Source organism: Pseudomonas sp. NPDC086251 (assembly GCF_044746405.1).
GTDB lineage: Bacteria > Pseudomonadota > Gammaproteobacteria > Pseudomonadales > Pseudomonadaceae > Aquipseudomonas.
This window is the reverse complement of the sequence record NZ_JBIVBY010000017.1, coordinates 1,683-16,788: the sequence shown is the minus strand read 5'-3', so window position 1 is coordinate 16,788 and position 15,106 is coordinate 1,683. Positions and strand designations below refer to the sequence as shown.

Annotated in this window: 14 protein-coding genes; 5 read left to right on the top strand and 9 right to left on the bottom strand. The window is 58.6% G+C overall.

Annotation, left to right across the window (positions count from 1 at the left end; translation table 11 throughout):
* Positions 1-2 precede the first annotated feature (2 nt).
* The 4 genes from ACIPL2_RS20080 to ACIPL2_RS20065 all read left to right on the top strand — a co-directional run bounded on the left by ACIPL2_RS20080 (position 3) and on the right by ACIPL2_RS20065 (position 5,151).
* Positions 3-1,487, top strand: coding sequence for an NCS1 family nucleobase:cation symporter-1 (locus ACIPL2_RS20080; RefSeq protein WP_401358838.1), 1,485 nt, complete (start codon positions 3-5; stop codon positions 1,485-1,487).
* Between the two features lie 142 nt (positions 1,488-1,629).
* Positions 1,630-2,913 carry a Zn-dependent hydrolase gene (locus ACIPL2_RS20075; RefSeq protein ID WP_401358836.1) on the top strand — a complete coding sequence of 428 codons (1,284 nt, stop codon included), beginning with the start codon at positions 1,630-1,632 and terminating at the stop codon, positions 2,911-2,913.
* A gap of 292 nt (positions 2,914-3,205) precedes the next feature.
* Positions 3,206-4,696, top strand: coding sequence for a PAS domain S-box protein (locus ACIPL2_RS20070; protein WP_401358835.1), 1,491 nt, complete (start codon positions 3,206-3,208; stop codon positions 4,694-4,696).
* 203 nt (positions 4,697-4,899) lie between these two features.
* Entirely contained in the window at positions 4,900-5,151 is a 252-nt protein-coding gene (locus ACIPL2_RS20065) for a DUF1652 domain-containing protein (protein WP_401358833.1), read from the top strand.
* Positions 5,152-5,518: 367 nt separating this feature from the next.
* Here the strand turns inward: ACIPL2_RS20065 and ACIPL2_RS20060 are convergent, their stop codons facing one another.
* The 8 genes from ACIPL2_RS20060 to ACIPL2_RS20025 all read right to left on the bottom strand — a co-directional run bounded on the left by ACIPL2_RS20060 (position 5,519) and on the right by ACIPL2_RS20025 (position 12,537).
* The gene (locus ACIPL2_RS20060) at positions 5,519-6,634 is read right to left on the bottom strand and encodes a Gfo/Idh/MocA family protein (RefSeq protein ID WP_401358832.1); all 1,116 of its coding nucleotides are present in this window, start codon (positions 6,632-6,634) and stop codon (positions 5,519-5,521) included.
* A 200-nt stretch (positions 6,635-6,834) separates the two neighbouring features.
* On the bottom strand, positions 6,835-7,602 hold the full coding sequence (locus ACIPL2_RS20055; protein ID WP_008149805.1) for an SDR family oxidoreductase: 768 nt from the start codon (positions 7,600-7,602) through the stop codon (positions 6,835-6,837).
* Positions 7,603-7,658: 56 nt separating this feature from the next.
* Positions 7,659-8,726: a phosphotransferase family protein gene (locus ACIPL2_RS20050; RefSeq protein ID WP_401358830.1), complete on the bottom strand. Its 1,068-nt coding sequence runs from the start codon at positions 8,724-8,726 to the stop codon at positions 7,659-7,661.
* Positions 8,727-8,871: 145 nt separating this feature from the next.
* Positions 8,872-9,837 carry a 2-hydroxyacid dehydrogenase gene (locus tag ACIPL2_RS20045; RefSeq protein WP_401358829.1) on the bottom strand — a complete coding sequence of 322 codons (966 nt, stop codon included), beginning with the start codon at positions 9,835-9,837 and terminating at the stop codon, positions 8,872-8,874.
* Between the two features lie 213 nt (positions 9,838-10,050).
* Positions 10,051-10,491 carry a hypothetical protein gene (locus ACIPL2_RS20040; protein ID WP_401358828.1) on the bottom strand — a complete coding sequence of 147 codons (441 nt, stop codon included), beginning with the start codon at positions 10,489-10,491 and terminating at the stop codon, positions 10,051-10,053.
* Between the two features lie 112 nt (positions 10,492-10,603).
* The gene (locus tag ACIPL2_RS20035; RefSeq protein WP_401358827.1) at positions 10,604-11,113 is read right to left on the bottom strand and encodes a DUF4822 domain-containing protein; all 510 of its coding nucleotides are present in this window, start codon (positions 11,111-11,113) and stop codon (positions 10,604-10,606) included.
* Positions 11,114-11,537: 424 nt separating this feature from the next.
* The gene (locus ACIPL2_RS20030) at positions 11,538-12,122 is read right to left on the bottom strand and encodes a TetR/AcrR family transcriptional regulator (RefSeq protein WP_401358825.1); all 585 of its coding nucleotides are present in this window, start codon (positions 12,120-12,122) and stop codon (positions 11,538-11,540) included.
* Positions 12,123-12,153: 31 nt separating this feature from the next.
* Positions 12,154-12,537: a tautomerase family protein gene (locus tag ACIPL2_RS20025; protein WP_401358824.1), complete on the bottom strand. Its 384-nt coding sequence runs from the start codon at positions 12,535-12,537 to the stop codon at positions 12,154-12,156.
* 390 nt (positions 12,538-12,927) lie between these two features.
* Between ACIPL2_RS20025 and ACIPL2_RS20020 the strand changes: the two genes are divergently transcribed.
* Positions 12,928-14,208 (top strand): serine/threonine transporter, encoded by a 1,281-nt coding sequence (locus ACIPL2_RS20020; protein WP_401358823.1) that lies wholly within the window; start codon positions 12,928-12,930, stop codon positions 14,206-14,208.
* 506 nt (positions 14,209-14,714) lie between these two features.
* Here the strand turns inward: ACIPL2_RS20020 and ACIPL2_RS20015 are convergent.
* A partial coding sequence (locus ACIPL2_RS20015) for an aconitase family protein (protein WP_401358821.1) occupies positions 14,715-15,106 on the bottom strand: 392 nt, incomplete at its 5' end.

Here is a 15,106-nt window from a genome sequence, read left to right as displayed (position 1 = left end):
CCATGCAACAGATCAGATCGCAAGTGACCGAGCGCGACGGCTTGTTTGAGCTCGAAGCCGGCAGCGACGTCCTCGACAGTCCCCGTTATAACCACGACATGGCGCCGACCAAGGTGCGCGAACGGACCTGGAACAAATGGCACATCACGGCGTTGTGGGTCGGCATGTCGATCTGCGTGCCGACGTACACCCTTGGCGGCGTGCTCACCGCGTATTTCGGCCTGACCGTCGGCGAAGCGCTGGTGGCGATTCTGTTCGCCAACATCATCGTGTTGATCCCGCTGACGTTGAACGCCTTCCCCGGCACCAAGTACGGCATTCCGTTTCCGGTGTTGCTGCGTTCGTCCTTCGGCATCCTCGGTTCCAACATTCCGTGCCTGATCCGCGCCTTGGTGGCGTGCGGGTGGTTTGGCATCCAGACCATGTTTGGCGGGCTGGCGATTCACCTGTTCCTCGGCTCGGTGTTCGAAGGCTGGAAATCCTTGGGCGGTACCGGTGAAGTCATCGGTTTCATGATCTTCTGGGCGTTGAACCTGTGGGTGGTGATTCGCGGTGCGGAGTCGATCAAGTGGCTGGAAACCCTGTCGGCGCCGCTGTTGGTGCTGGTGGGTGTGGGCTTGCTGGTGTGGGCGATGCCGAATGTGTCGATGACCGAGTTGCTGGCGATCCCGGCCAAGCGTCCGGAAGGCGCCAGCGTCGTCAGTTACTTCGCTGCCGGGCTGACCGCTATGGTCGGTTTCTGGGCCACGTTGTCGCTGAACATCCCCGACTTCAGCCGCTACGCGAAAAGCCAGAAGGACCAGATCGTCGGGCAGATCATTGGCCTGCCGCTGACCATGTTCCTGTTTGCCTCGCTGGGCGTGGTGATGACCGCCGCGTCGGTGAAACTGGTGGGCGTCACGGTCTCCGATCCCGTCACCTTGATCGGCCATATCCAGAGCCCGGTCTGGGTGGCGTTGGCCATGGCGCTGATCATCATCGCGACGCTGTCGACCAACACTGCAGCGAACATCGTGTCGCCGACCAATGACTTCCAGAACATCGCACCGAAGGTGATCAACCGGACTAAAGCGGTGATGCTCACCGGCTTTGTCGGGTTGCTGCTGATGGGCCATGAACTGCTGAAAAAGCTTGGGTTGATTGTCTCCGACGTCAGCCTGGAAACGGTCTATTCCAACTGGCTGCTGGGCTATTCCAGCCTGTTGGGGCCGATCGCCGGGATCATGGTGGTGGACTATTTCCTGATCAAGAAACAGCAACTGGACCTGGCCGGACTCTACCGCGACGACGTGTACCCGGCGTGGAACTGGTTCGGGTTTATCGCGTTTGGCGTGCCGGTGGTGTTGACGTTGCTGTCGCTGGGTAGCGATGCGTTCAGCTGGTTCTACAGCTATGGCTGGTTCACCGGCTCGGCGCTGGGCGGGGTGATTTATTACGGGTTGTGCTCGATGCGGCCTGACCCGTCTGTCGCGAAATCTGCGGTGTGAGGGATGGCCTCTTCGCGAGCAAGCTCAGCGCCTACAGAGGTATGCATTCCTCTGTAGGAGCCGAGCTTGCTCGCGAAGACGGCCGCCAAGACACCCAAAAAATGCCTGAAGAAATCCATAAGAACTGCCTGAGGAGATCATCATGAACGCTGCCGTAGACGTTCTGCAGTCCACGCATCAGCACATCAACCGCGACCGCCTGTGGCAGTCGCTCATGGACCTGGCCAGGCTCGGCGCCACGGTCAAGGGCGGCGTTTGTCGCCTGGCCCTGACCGACCTCGATCGCCAGGCCCGGGACATCTTCGTCCATTGGTGCGAAGAGGCGGGCTGCACCGTCAGCATCGACGCCGTCGGCAACATCTTCGCCCGTCGTCCCGGCCGCAACCCGAACCTGCCCCCGGTGATGACCGGCAGCCACATCGACACCCAGCCCACCGGAGGCAAATTCGACGGCTGTTTCGGCGTGCTTGCCGGCGTCGAAGTGCTGCGCACCCTCAATGATCTCGGCGTCGAAACCGAAGCGCCATTGGAAGTGGTGGTCTGGACCAACGAAGAAGGCTCGCGCTTCGCTCCGTGCATGATGGGCTCTGGCGTGTTCGCGGAAAAATTCACCCTCGAAGAAACCCTGGCCAAGGTCGACGCCGAAGGCATCACCGTTGGCGAAGCTCTGAATGCCATCGGTTATGCCGGCCCGCGCAAGGTCAGCGGGCATGCCGTTGGCGCCTATTTCGAAGCCCACATCGAACAGGGGCCGATCCTCGAAGACGAGCGCAAAACCATTGGCGTGGTGATGGGCGCCCTCGGCCAGAAATGGTTCGACCTGAAACTGCGCGGTGTCGAAGCCCACGCCGGCCCGACCCCGATGCACTTGCGCAAGGACGCGTTAGTTGGCGCGTCAGTGATCGTCGGTGCCGTCAACCGCGCGGCCCTCGGCCATCAACCCCACGCCTGCGGCACCGTCGGCTGCCTGCAAGCCTATCCGGGTTCGCGCAACGTCATCCCCGGCGAAGTGCGCATGACCCTGGACTTCCGGCATCTGGAACCGGCGCGCCTGGATTCAATGATCGCCGAAGTGCGCGAAGTGATCGAAACCACCTGCGAGGAGCACGGCCTGACCTTCGAACTGACACCCACCGCCGACTTCCCACCGCTGTACTTCGACAAGGGTTGCGTCGAGGCGGTACGCGGTGCGGCTCAAGGCCTGGGACTGTCACACATGGACATCGTCAGCGGAGCAGGGCACGACGCAATCTTCCTCGCCGAGCTTGGCCCGGCCGGAATGATCTTCGTCCCGTGCGAAGGCGGCATCAGCCACAACGAAATCGAAAACGCCGCGCCGGATGATCTGGCGGCCGGGTGCGCGGTGTTGTTGCGGGCGATGCTGGCGGCGTCGGCGGCGATTGCCAAGGGCGAATTGGCGGCTTGAAGATCAAAAGAGCGCAGGCTCCTGCATTGACCGCGCATACCCGTGAGATTACCGGTGTACGCAGCCCCTGTAGGAGCGAGCCTGCTCGCGATGGTCTTGAATGCACCGCGTTTACCCTGTTGAAACGCGTCATCGTCAACGTTCTTCGCGAGCAAGCTCGCTCCTGCAGGTGACGGTATTGACTGCCCCATCATGCCTTCACCACCACTGCATCTGCACTATCCCACCCCACTGCGGTCGACATCTTCACAGGCCGGCGCGTGAAGGCGCCGGCCGCACCCGTGGAGATGCAATGAGCCAGGACGTCCTGACCACCGAAACCAATCGCCGCCAGTTGCAACAAATCATCGCCGGCCTGTCCGACGGCGTGATTCTGCTGGAACTCGACCAGACCCTTCTCTGGGCCAATGACGCCGCGCTGGCCATGCACGGTGTCAGTCGAATCGGCGACCTGGGGGCCAATGCCAAGGAATACGCCAAGCGCTTTGCCTTGCGCTATCGCAACAATCATCCGGTGCCCGCCGACAACTACCCGATCAACCGCGTGGCCCGCGGCGAGACGTTCAGCGATGTGCTGGTGGAAGTGACGCCGGCCGATGATGAGGAACGCACCTGGGTTCACAACGTGCGCAGCATGGTGTTGGCCGACAGCAGCGGCGAGCCGGAGTCGCTGGTGCTGATCATGGACGATGTCACCGAGTGGGCCAGCGCCGAACAGCGCTTCGAGAAGACCTTCAACGCCAACCCGGCCCCGGCGGTGATCTGTCGCCTCAGTGATTTACGCTACATCAAGGTCAATCCCGGATTCCTGGAAATGACCGGTCACTCCCGAGATCAGGTGATCGGTTGTTCGACCTATGAACTGGACGTGCTCGAAGGCGCCGAGAACAAAGACCTGGCCAAGCAGCGATTGCGTGAAGGGGCGACCATTCCGCAGATGCAGGCCGAGTTGCAGGTGGCCGACGGCGGCACCAAACAAGTGATCGTCGCCGGCCAACCGCTCGAACTCAATGACGAGGCCTGCATGCTGTTTTCCTTCGTCGACATGGAGCCTCGGCACAAGGCCGAAGTCGCCCTGCGTCAGAGTGAGGAGCGTTTCGCCAAAGCCTTTCGCTTGACCCCGGTGCCGATCCTGGTGTGCAACGCCAGTGATCAGGTGGTGATGGATGTGAACGAGGCGTTTCTCGACACCTTTGCGTATCCCAGCGAAGAAGTGATCGGCAGGACCCTCGTGGAGATTGACTTCATCCACGACAAAGGCGCTCGAACCAAGCTGCTCGCCGCGCTGGAAAAAACCGGAAGCCTGGATCGGGTCGACGTTCGCATGCGTAAAAAAGACGCCGAAGAGATCGATTGCGCCGTTTCCGCCGACACCGTGAACATCCAGAACAATCCCTGCTACTTGCTGGTGTTGATGGACGTCACCGAGCGCAAGCGCACGGAACTGGAGTTGGTGTCAGCCATCGAAGAGGTGATGAAAGATGCCTCATGGTTCAGCCGTACGCTGATCGAAAAACTGGCCAACGTGAAGCACGTCAGCTCGCCGAAGTTGCCCAGTGTGTCCTTCACTGACCTGACTGCCCGTGAACGCGATGTGCTCGGCCTGATCTGTGAAGGCCTGGCGGACAAGGAAATCGCCGCCCGCCTGAAACTGGCGCCCAACACCGTGCGCAATCACGTCTCTACGGTGTATTCCAAACTCGATGTGCACAGCCGCAGTGAGGCCATTGTCTGGGCGCGCGAGCGTGGCTTGTTCTCCAGCGAGTGGCGGCCAAAGGGCTAGCGGTAAGGTGCAAATGCACTAGTTCGAGAGGTGCATTTTGATGTTCTGGACAGGTAGGGCAATTCTTAATCTGTAAGGGTGCGATACAGGTCTTTGAACCGTACGCGTCCCCTTAGAAACAGCTTGAGGAACAGCCACATGCTTCGCCCATTCAAAACGGTTTCGATCGACGGGGCTACCCAACAACCTGGAGGTGAATCGTAATGATTTATCTGACGCAATTGCGCGCGCAATTGGAGCAGCAGTTTTCTCCCCGGGCTTGTGAGTGCAGCGTGTCGGGTGACAACTCGGTGACGGTGAAGCTTTATCACCCGGTATCCGGGCAAGTGGATCTGGTGGTCAGCGGGCTGAATGTGTCGAACCTCAGATCACCCGAGGCCGTGGCCGCTCTGGTTGAAGAGTTGCGGTATGAACTTGAGAGCAATTCCTTGCATCATCACCCGCAAACTTCATAAACCTGTCTTTTCTGCTGTCGACCCGTGGACTTTCCCGCGCTGTTTTGTTGTCACAAAACTGTGTACATCACTCATCGCGGGTCAACCTATGAAAAGTCTTGGGAAACGCATGTTCGCACCACTGCCGCTTGCACTCTGCGCGGCCATTCTCGGTGGTTGTGCCAGTCCTCCGCCGCCACCACCCCTTGCTCCACCGCCGCCCCCTGTGCGGACCTGCCAGACCACCGAAAACACAGATGTGCAAGGCGACATGCGAGCTGAAGGGCAGGTGACCCGAAACACCACGCTGACACGCTGCGTCACTCAGTAAGCGCGGATCAGTGTGCAAGCCGCCAGCGGCGTTGTGCTGCTGGCGGCGATCGCTCGTTCAGACGTCCTCGATCCTGACCCACCGCGATTCCCGCGCCGCCAGGCGAATCGCCGTTGCCAGGCGTTCGACTTCCCACGCCTGTTCGAAATCCGTCCCGCCCTGACCAAGCCCGGCCAGTGCCATCACCAGATCATGCACTTCCAGGGTCTTGAGCTCGTTGTAGCCCAGTTGATGCCCGGCCGCCGGGCTGAACGCCGCGTAACCCGGTAGGTTCGGTCCGGCCAGCAGGCGCTGAAAGCCATCCTGTCCGGCGCGATGCAGGCGCAGTTCATTCAAACGTTCCTGATCGAACGCCAACGTCCCCCGCGTGCCGCTGATTTCAAAACTCAGATGGTTCTTGTAGCCGTGCTTGAGCCAGCTGCTGCTGACCGTCCCGCGCGCGCCATTGGCAAACCGCAGCAGGGCATGGGCCTGATCGTCCACCGCGATGGTCCGTTGCTCCTGGCTACCCGCCGTGGCAGGACGTTGCCCGTGTACAGTCTGGGTGTCGGCGCAGACCGATTCGACATCACCCACCAGATAACGGGCCATCGCCAGCAGGTGACTGCCCAGGTCCGCCAGTGCACCGCCGGCATGTTCAGCGTCGCAGCGCCAGGACCAGGGTGACGCGGGGTCGGCCATGAAGTCTTCGCTGAACTCACCCTGAAAACTGACGATCTGCCCCAACTCGCCGTTCTCGATCAACTCGCGCGCCAGCCCGATGATCGGGTTGTGCTGGTAGTTGTAGCCCACCCGCGTCACCACACCTGCTGCTTTGGCGGCAAGTCGCATGGCGTTGGCCTGCTCCAGACTGACTGCCAGGGGTTTTTCGCAATACACCGGTTTACCGGCAGCCAGGGCCGCCATGGCCATGGGGTAGTGCAGATGGTTGGGCGTGGTGATGGCGATCAGATTGACCTTGGGGTCATCGATCAGTTTTTGCCAGTCGCTGTGGGCGGTTTCAAAACCCCAGGCGTCGGCACAGTGACGGGCGCGTTGCGGGTCGGCATCGGCCAGGGCGGCGAGCCTGAGCTTGAGGGGCAGTTCGAAAACCGCGCTGACATTTCGAAACGCCAAGGCATGGGCGCGGCCCATGAAACCTGTGCCAATGAGTCCGATACCGAGTTCGCGCATAGCCGGGGTCCTTTTGAATTTTTGTTTTCAAGAGGACTCTTTATGGAATAAATATTCACTAAATGCAATTAATAGAATAAATATTCTCCAGGCGAGCGAAGACCCTGTAGGAGCGAGCTCGCTCGCGATGAACCCGAGAACGACGCGTTTAACCAGCAAACACGCGTTATCGTTCACACCCATCGCGAGCAAGGATTGGGTCAGGACAGAAAGCCGCCATCCACGTTCAGGGAAACACCCGTGGTGTAGCTCGAAGCGTCGCTGGCCAGGTACAGCACCGCGCCGGCCATTTCGCTCGGGTCCGCCACGCGCTTGAGTGGAATCTGCTGCAACGCGGTGTTCAAGATCGCCTCGTTCTTCACCAGTGCCGACGCAAACTTGGTGTCCGTCAAACCCGGCAGCAGGGCGTTGCAGCGGATGCCGAACTGCGCGCATTCCTTGGCGAACACTTTGGTCATGTTGATCACCGCAGCCTTGGTCACCGAATAGATGCCCTGGAAGATCCCCGGTGAGATGCCGTTGATCGACGCCACGTTGATGATGCTGCCGCCGCCGTTTTCGCGCATCAGCTTGCCGGCTTCCACCGACATGAAGAAGTAGCCACGGATGTTCACGTCGACGGTTTTCTGGAAGGCGCTGAGGTCGGTGTCCAGTACGTTGCAGAACTGCGGGTTGGTCGCGGCGTTGTTAACCAGGATGTCCAGGCGCCCGAACTGTTCGCGGATGCCAGCGAAAACCTGGCTGATCTGTTCCATTTCTCCGATGTGGCAAGCGACGGCGGTGGCTTTGCCGCCGGCCGCGATGATCGCGTCGGCCACGTGTTGGCAGCCGTCGAGTTTGCGGCTCGAAACGATCACATGGGCACCTTGCTGGGCCAGCAGTTTGGCGATGGCCTCACCGATGCCACGGCTGGCACCGGAGACGAAAGCGATCTTGCCGTCGAGGTCGAACAACTGAGTCTTGGACATGGGGTTCCCTTATAAAAAGTCTTGTTTTTGGACCTGGTTGCAATAGAGAGCCGTGATCAGAGGCTGGATTTTGAAATGACCTGCAAGCTCATCTGCTCCAGCAGTTTGTTCATGTGAATGAACTGCGCGAAGCGTTTGTCCTGGGTCTGGCCATGGAAGAAGCGGTAGTAGATCTGCTGCACGATACCGGCCAGGCGGAACAGGCCGTAGGTGTAGTAGAAGTCGAAATTGTCGATCTGGATGCCCGAACGTTCGGCGTAGTAATCGACGAATTCGCGGCGGGTCAACATGCCCGGAGCGTGGCTCGGCTGGCGACGCATCAGTTGCACCGGCGCCGGGTCATCGGCTTCGATCCAGTAGGCGAGGGTGTTACCCAGGTCCATCAGCGGGTCGCCGAGGGTGGTCAGTTCCCAGTCGAGCACGCCGATGATCTGCATCGGGTTGTTCGGGTCGAGGATGACGTTGTCGAAGCGATAGTCGTTGTGCACGATGCTCGACGTCGGATGATCGGCCGGCATCTTGTCATTGAGCCAGGCTTTCACCGCGGCCCACTGCGGCGCGTCGGGGGTCAGGGCTTTCTCGTAGCGATCGCTCCAGCCTTTGATCTGCCGCGCCACGTAACCTTCAGGTTTGCCGAGGTCGGCCAGGCCGTAGGCCTTGTAGTCGACCCGGTGCAGCTCGACGAATTTGTCGATGAAGCTCTTGCACAGGGCTTCGGTCTTTTCCGAGTCCAGACCCAGTTCCGGTGGCAGTTCGGAGCGCAGGATGATCCCGTTGACTCGCTCCATCACATAGAACTCGGCACCGATCACCGATTCATCGGTGCAATGCACGTAGGCTTTCGGGCAGTACGGAAAGCCGTCCCGGAGTTGATTGAGGATGCGAAATTCGCGGCCCATGTCGTGGGCGGACTTGGCCTTGTGGCCAAACGGCGGCCGACGCAGGACGAACTCCTGTTCGGGGTATTCCAGCAAGTAGGTGAGGTTCGACGCACCGCCGGGAAACTGGCTGATTTGCGGCAAGCCACTCAGGCCCGGAATATGGGCCTTGAGGTACGGATCGATCAGGCTGGCATCGAGTTCTTCGCCGGTGCGGATACGGGTGGACTGGTCAGTAAGCGCCATGCTTATCCCTTCTGCTTATTCTGGAGGCCTGAGACTATTGGCTAATCTAATGCGCGCAGGGGCCACCCACAACCACGAACGGCCCTTATAGGTGAGCGTGTTGCCGGCCAATCATTGCTTTTGATACAACCGTTTGAATGGCCCCTTATAGCACTGCCTTGATTTCGCTGGCAGGCAGATCAATAGGCGTGAGCACCGGTTCGCCAGAAAAGAACGCCATCAGGTTGCGACCCACCAGCTCCACGGTGCCTTGAGTGGCTTCCGGGGACAGCCCGGCGACATGCGGGGTGAGGATCACGTTGGCCAATCCCTTGAGTGCCTCCGGCACGTGGGGTTCGGCATCGAAGACATCCAGCGCCGCGCCGGCGATCCTGCGTTGCTCCAGGGCGCTGATCAAATCAGTGGTCACGATCACGCTGGCCCGGGCGATGTTGACAATGAAGCCCTTGGGACCCAGCGCGTCGAGCACGTGTCGGTTGATCAGATGTTTGGTGCCCAGGCCGCCAGGTGTGGCGACGATCAGGAAATCCGATGCGCGAGCCAGTTCGGCGGGCGTCGAGCAGAAGCTGTAGGGCACGTCGCTGCGATGCTGGCGATTGTGGTAACTCACCGTCATGTCGAAACCGTTGGCGGCACGTTTGGCAATGGCCATGCCGACGGCACCGAGGCCGAGGATGCCCAGGCGTTTGCCGGCGAGGGAAGGGCGCATGATTTTCGGCCATTCGCCCCGGCGCACAGCGGCATCACAACGAGGAATGTCGCGCACCAGCGACAGCAGCAGCGCCATCGCGTGGTCGGCGACTGATGAGGCGTTGACCCCGGCGCCATTGGTCACGGTGATGCCGCGGTCGGCGGCCGCTTGCAGGTCGACGTGCTCATAACCGGCGCCGATCACGCAGATGATCCTGAGCTTGGGCAGGGCGGCGATTTCATCGGCATACAGGCCCAACGGGCCACGGGTCAGGACGGCATCGATCTGTCCACCGTGCCGCGAAATGGCGGCGGCGCGCTCGGCAGGCGTCGGGGCAAGAATCAGGTGAAAGCCCTGATGTTCGAGAATCGGCAGGTAATCATTAATGGTTTCAACCAGTACCAGAACGGTTGCGGGCATTGCTAGGCTCCTGTTGTCTGTCGTCGGCGTGTCGGGCGCAAAAGTAATTTCAGGGTGCTGATACCAGAGTTGTTTGGCAATGGTCGTCAATCGCAGAGCGGTACTTTTCAGTCTGGACTGCTTCTCGGAAGAAGCAAATTATCGATTCAAGGCCGCCGGAGGCGGTGTCACGACTGTGCAGCACACTGCAAATACAGTGTGCAGCTGTAAGTGTCACTGGGCCGTTTGTGCTTGTTGTGCCTTGTTTTGTTCTGCCAGCGCTATCGCTTTGAAGTCGTAGGTCGGATAGAACTCGGTTCTGTAAGTCCCCCACGCCGTATTTTCGAGTGCAAGGTTTACTTCTGCCAGGCGGGACGCCGGAAGGCGCAGTGTCACGACCTGTCCGATGCCCATCATAATGTTCCAGCTAACGACCTCGACTCCAGCCGGTGGAAATGTTTTATAGAATCCTTGCTTGGCTAGCTGCGCCTTTAGTTCGCCGAGCGGTCTTGACTGATCATGTTTTAAAAATACGGTAAGCATGACCGCATTATCAGGCGTGGCAATGGCATTTTTCGCCGGGGACGAGGTGGTGGATTGCGCACTGACAACTCCACAGAAGGCCGAAGTTGTCAGTAAGGTAGATATCAATAATGTTTTGAGTGTATTTTTCATATTGAAACTCCGTGTATTTTTAAAAAAATTAACTTGGCTACAGAAATAGCACTAATAAGGTGAAGCTGGCAGGACGTCGTTAGTGCACGACGGATTTCATGTGTGCGACGTATTAATTGGGCTTGATGGCAGACGTTGTGTCCACTGTTCCAGTGTAAGGGGAATGAACGACATAGGTGCGCACAAGCGGGTTGTTAGCTACCATGTCGCGGGGCACTTCGCGAGAATAAGTGAACTCGCTTCGATTTAATGTTTCCAGTTTCCTGATCACGGTTTTAGTCGGCCCTATATCGGGTACCAAAATATGGGTTTTGTGATCGCCAGTGACAAAGAAGTAACCTCCGCCGCCATTGTTGTACTTTGATTCACCCGTATCTGCGTAAAAAAACTCATAGCGATTACGTTCGGTATCCCACGTCGATATTCCAACCACGCCAGGATAATTCGCTTTTACATCTGTTTGTGGTGCCCCCTCTATATAGACCTTGGTTGTCAGCCATCGAGGAGAGGATGCCAGATCTCGAACGTCGGCAGTGACGGGAGCTTGCTGCGCAAAGCTACCGAGAGGAAACAGCAGTGCCGCTAGAAGTAGACCTGTAGAAGTCATAGTGTTTTTTTGCATGCGGATAACCCCTTGTCAACGTCGTTGGTCGCTAGCTCGCTATCAATCTTTGAGAGTAAAGACGTAAAAAACTATAGGCTTGGAGTTGAGGGTGATCAATAGTGAGTTGATTGCTTGTAACAATTAAGTGCGTTTTTTATATGGGGTAATATTCTGTCGCACATGTTTTTCACGCTTCCGCTGTCAGACTTTTCCTACATATCCAGATGGCAATGTGATCGATATTATTTGTCGGTGCTGCACCTGTTGGCTAAAACAGCGCATTTGCCGGAAAAGCCGGGCGCTACAGTGATTGCTTATGCAATATATATACATCGAGTTTGTAATGCGGATGATGAGGTTACAAACTACTCATTGACGCGAGGGACTTCATGGAATGATAGAAAAGGTGTGATGGATCGATTGTGACACGCAAGAAACGGATTCAAGTTCGAGTCAGAAAACTCATTGCGGCCTCAAGAATTTCATCGGATAACGGCTGGCCCTGAGTGGCTCGGGCCAGCGTCAGTGCGCCAACCATCAAGGAATATTGCACCAGCGCCTCTTTCCGGTCGCGAGCGTCATTGCCGCTGTCCAACAGCGTGCCGAAGGTCTCGAGCAAGGTCTCCAGGCCCGCCATGAAGGTGTCGCGCAAACCGCTCTCGGCCGCTTCGTGGCACATGTCCCCGGCGAAGGCCACCACCGGGCAACTTTCGCCCGGCGTGTCGCGGCTGGCGGCTGACAGGTACGGTTCGATCAAGGCCCGGCGGGCGGCGTTTTTATCTTGATGTTCAGCAATGCGTTCCTTCCAGCGTCCGTTGGCCTGCGCGAATGCACGGCCACTGGCCTCTTGCGCCAAGGCTTCCTTGGACTCGAAGTGGCCATAGAATCCGCCATGGGTCAGGCCGGCGGCCCCCATTACATCGACGACACTGATCCCATGCAGGCCGCGCTCACGAAACAGCCGCGTGGCGGCTTCAACGATGATCTCGCGGTTGAGGTCGGCTTGCTTGCGGGAAACTCGAGGCATTAGGGGCTCACAGATCAGTAGAAGTCAGGAATCAAAGGGCGTACTGGGCAATGCCATGGCCGAAGGACCAGTTTTCTTTTTTCACTTCCACCAGATTAATGAAAACGTCCTCCAGGCGCACGGCCAGCTCTGCGTTGAGGCTTTCGGCGATGGTTTTGTAGAGCAGCTTTTTCTGCTCGATGCTCCGGCCTTCGCTCAGGGTGATCTGGATCACCACCAGATTGTCGCTGCGATTGATGCCCAGGTAGCCGGGATCAAAGATGAAATGCTGTTCGTCGTGCTCGGCAAGAATCTGAAAATTATCGTTCTCCGGCACGCCAATGGTGCTGTGCATGGCTGCGTAAATCTGCTGCCCGACGCGTTTGGCGAAAGTAGGGTCCTGATGCTTTTTGATGTCGACACGAACCAGTGGCATGGGATGGCTCCAGAAGGGATGCAGGACACTTCAAAATACATGACGGGAAACCTTTATCAAGCGGGGATTGCCTTTTGTTGATGAACTGCGGGTCCAAGCACGGTTCCGACAACACCGAATATCCTTGTGGGAGCGGGCTTGCTCGCGAAAGCGGTCTATCAGCCAATTTGATGTTGGATGTGCTGACGCCTTCGCGAGCAAGCCCGCTCCCATGGGGCCTTCGTTGCTCACTATTATCTGATCCGCAGCACCGCTCCTCAGCTAAGTCTTTGCTTCTGTTGATTAATCCCGGACAATCGCGCCCCTGTTTCGGCCAGGGCGCTGCCTGTCGGATTTTTCCGACTCGTCCTGACCGAGTGGCAAGTGACCGGAATGTGGAGATCCCACCGGATGAATGATCAGGCCAATAGCGTCGACGAACGCTATGTAGCGGCGACACCAGCGAGCCTCGCGAGCTGGAATCGCCATGACACCACCTGGATGCTGGGCCTGTTTGGCACGGCCATCGGGGCCGGTACCCTGTTTTTGCCGATCAATGCGGGTCTGGGCGGCTTCTGGCCGTTGCTGGTGCTGGCGGTGTTGGCGTTCCCCATGACTTTTTACGCACACCGCGGCCTGACCCGTTTCGTGTTGTCGGGCCGTGAGGGCGCGGACATCACCGAAGTGGTGGAAGAACACTTCGGGATCAAGGCCGGTGCGTTGATCACCTTGCTGTACTTCTTCGCGATCTTCCCGATCCTGTTGATTTACAGCGTGGCCCTGACCAACACCGTGGGCAGTTTCCTCGAACATCAACTGCACATCATGCCGCCACCGCGCGCCGTGCTGTCGTTGGTGCTGATCCTCGGCTTGCTGGCCGTGGTGCGTTGCGGCGAGCAAGTGATCGTCAAGGCGATGAGCCTGATGGTGTATCCGTTCATCGTGGCGCTGCTGTTTCTCGCAGTGTTCCTGATTCCGCACTGGAACGGCGGCATCCTGGCCACGGCTTCGACGCTGCCGGAGCCGTCGGCGCTGCTGCACACGCTGTGGCTGGCGATACCGGTGATGGTGTTCTCGTTCAACCATTCGCCGATCATCTCGGCGTTCGCGGTGGACCAGAAACGTCGCTATGGCGACCACGCCGAAGAGCGCAGCTCGCAGATCCTGTCCCGCGCCCACGCCTTGATGGTGGTGATGGTGCTGTTCTTCGTCTTCAGTTGCGTATTGACCCTGTCACCGGCGCAACTGGCGGAAGCCAAGGCGCAGAACCTGTCGATCCTGTCGTACCTGGCCAACCATTTCAGCAACCCGACCATCGCGTTCGCAGCGCCGTTGATTGCGTTCGTGGCGATCTCCAAGTCGTTCCTCGGTCACTACATCGGTGCCAGTGAAGGCCTTAAGGGTCTGATCGTGAAAAGCGGCAAGCGCCCGGCGCCGAAGACTCTGGATCGTATGACCGCTGCCTTCATGCTGGTGGTGTGCTGGATCGTCGCCACGCTGAACCCGAGCATTCTGGGGATGATCGAAACCCTCGGTGGCCCGATCATCGCGGCGATTCTGTTCCTGATGCCGATGTACGCGATCCGCAAGGTCCCGGCGATGGCGCGTTATCGCGGTCAGGCGTCCAACGTCTTCGTGACAGCGGTAGGCCTGGTGGCGATTACGGCGTTGATCAACTCCCTGACCGCCTGATTCGGAGCCCCGGTGCGGGCCACATTGTCCTCTCTGGCACGCTGGGATCCTGTGGGAGCGGGCTTGCTCGCGAAAGCGGTGTATCAGGCAATTTAAATGTTGAATGACACACTGCATTCGCGAGCAAGCCCGCTCCCACATTTGATCTTCATTCAGGCATGAAAAACGCCGCTCATCTCAGGATGGCGGCGTTTTTTATTGCGTTGAAAACCCCGGGCACCTGATCCAGAGCCGACATGGCGGGCGATTAGCGATTAAGCTTGCGCTGCATAAACGCACGGCTCAAACACGAGGCTAAAGCGGTGCTGTCGAAGTTGCCGACGCGGGAACTGGATCAGGTAATACTCAGCGGTTTGAGCGTCGATGGCGCGGTGCAACAAGCCCTCAACCCATCCGCATAACCCTTGTGGGAGCGAGCAAGCCCGCTCCCACATTTGCTCTTCATAAGGGCATAAAAAAACGCCGCTCATCTCACGATGGGCGGCGTTTTTTATTGCGTTGCAGCGTTAGGCTTGAACGACCGGGATGTTGGCGTTCGCAGCCGCTTCACGGAACTCGGCAATCTGGTCGAAGGACAGGTAGCGGTAAACATCAGCCGCCATGCTGTCGATCTTGCCAGCGTATTCCATGTACTCCTCGACGGTCGGCAGGCGACCCAGGATGGACGCAACGGACGCCAACTCAGCCGAAGCCAGGTAAACGTTCGCGCCGTCACCCAGACGGTTCGGGAAGTTACGGGTCGACGTCGACACCACAGTCGAGTTCGGCTCTACACGTGCCTGGTTACCCATGCACAGCGAGCAGCCTGGCATTTCCATGCGCGCGCCAGCCTTGCCGTAGATGCCGTAGTAGCCTTCTTCGGTCAGTTGGTGAGCGTCCATCTTGGTCGGCGGCGACA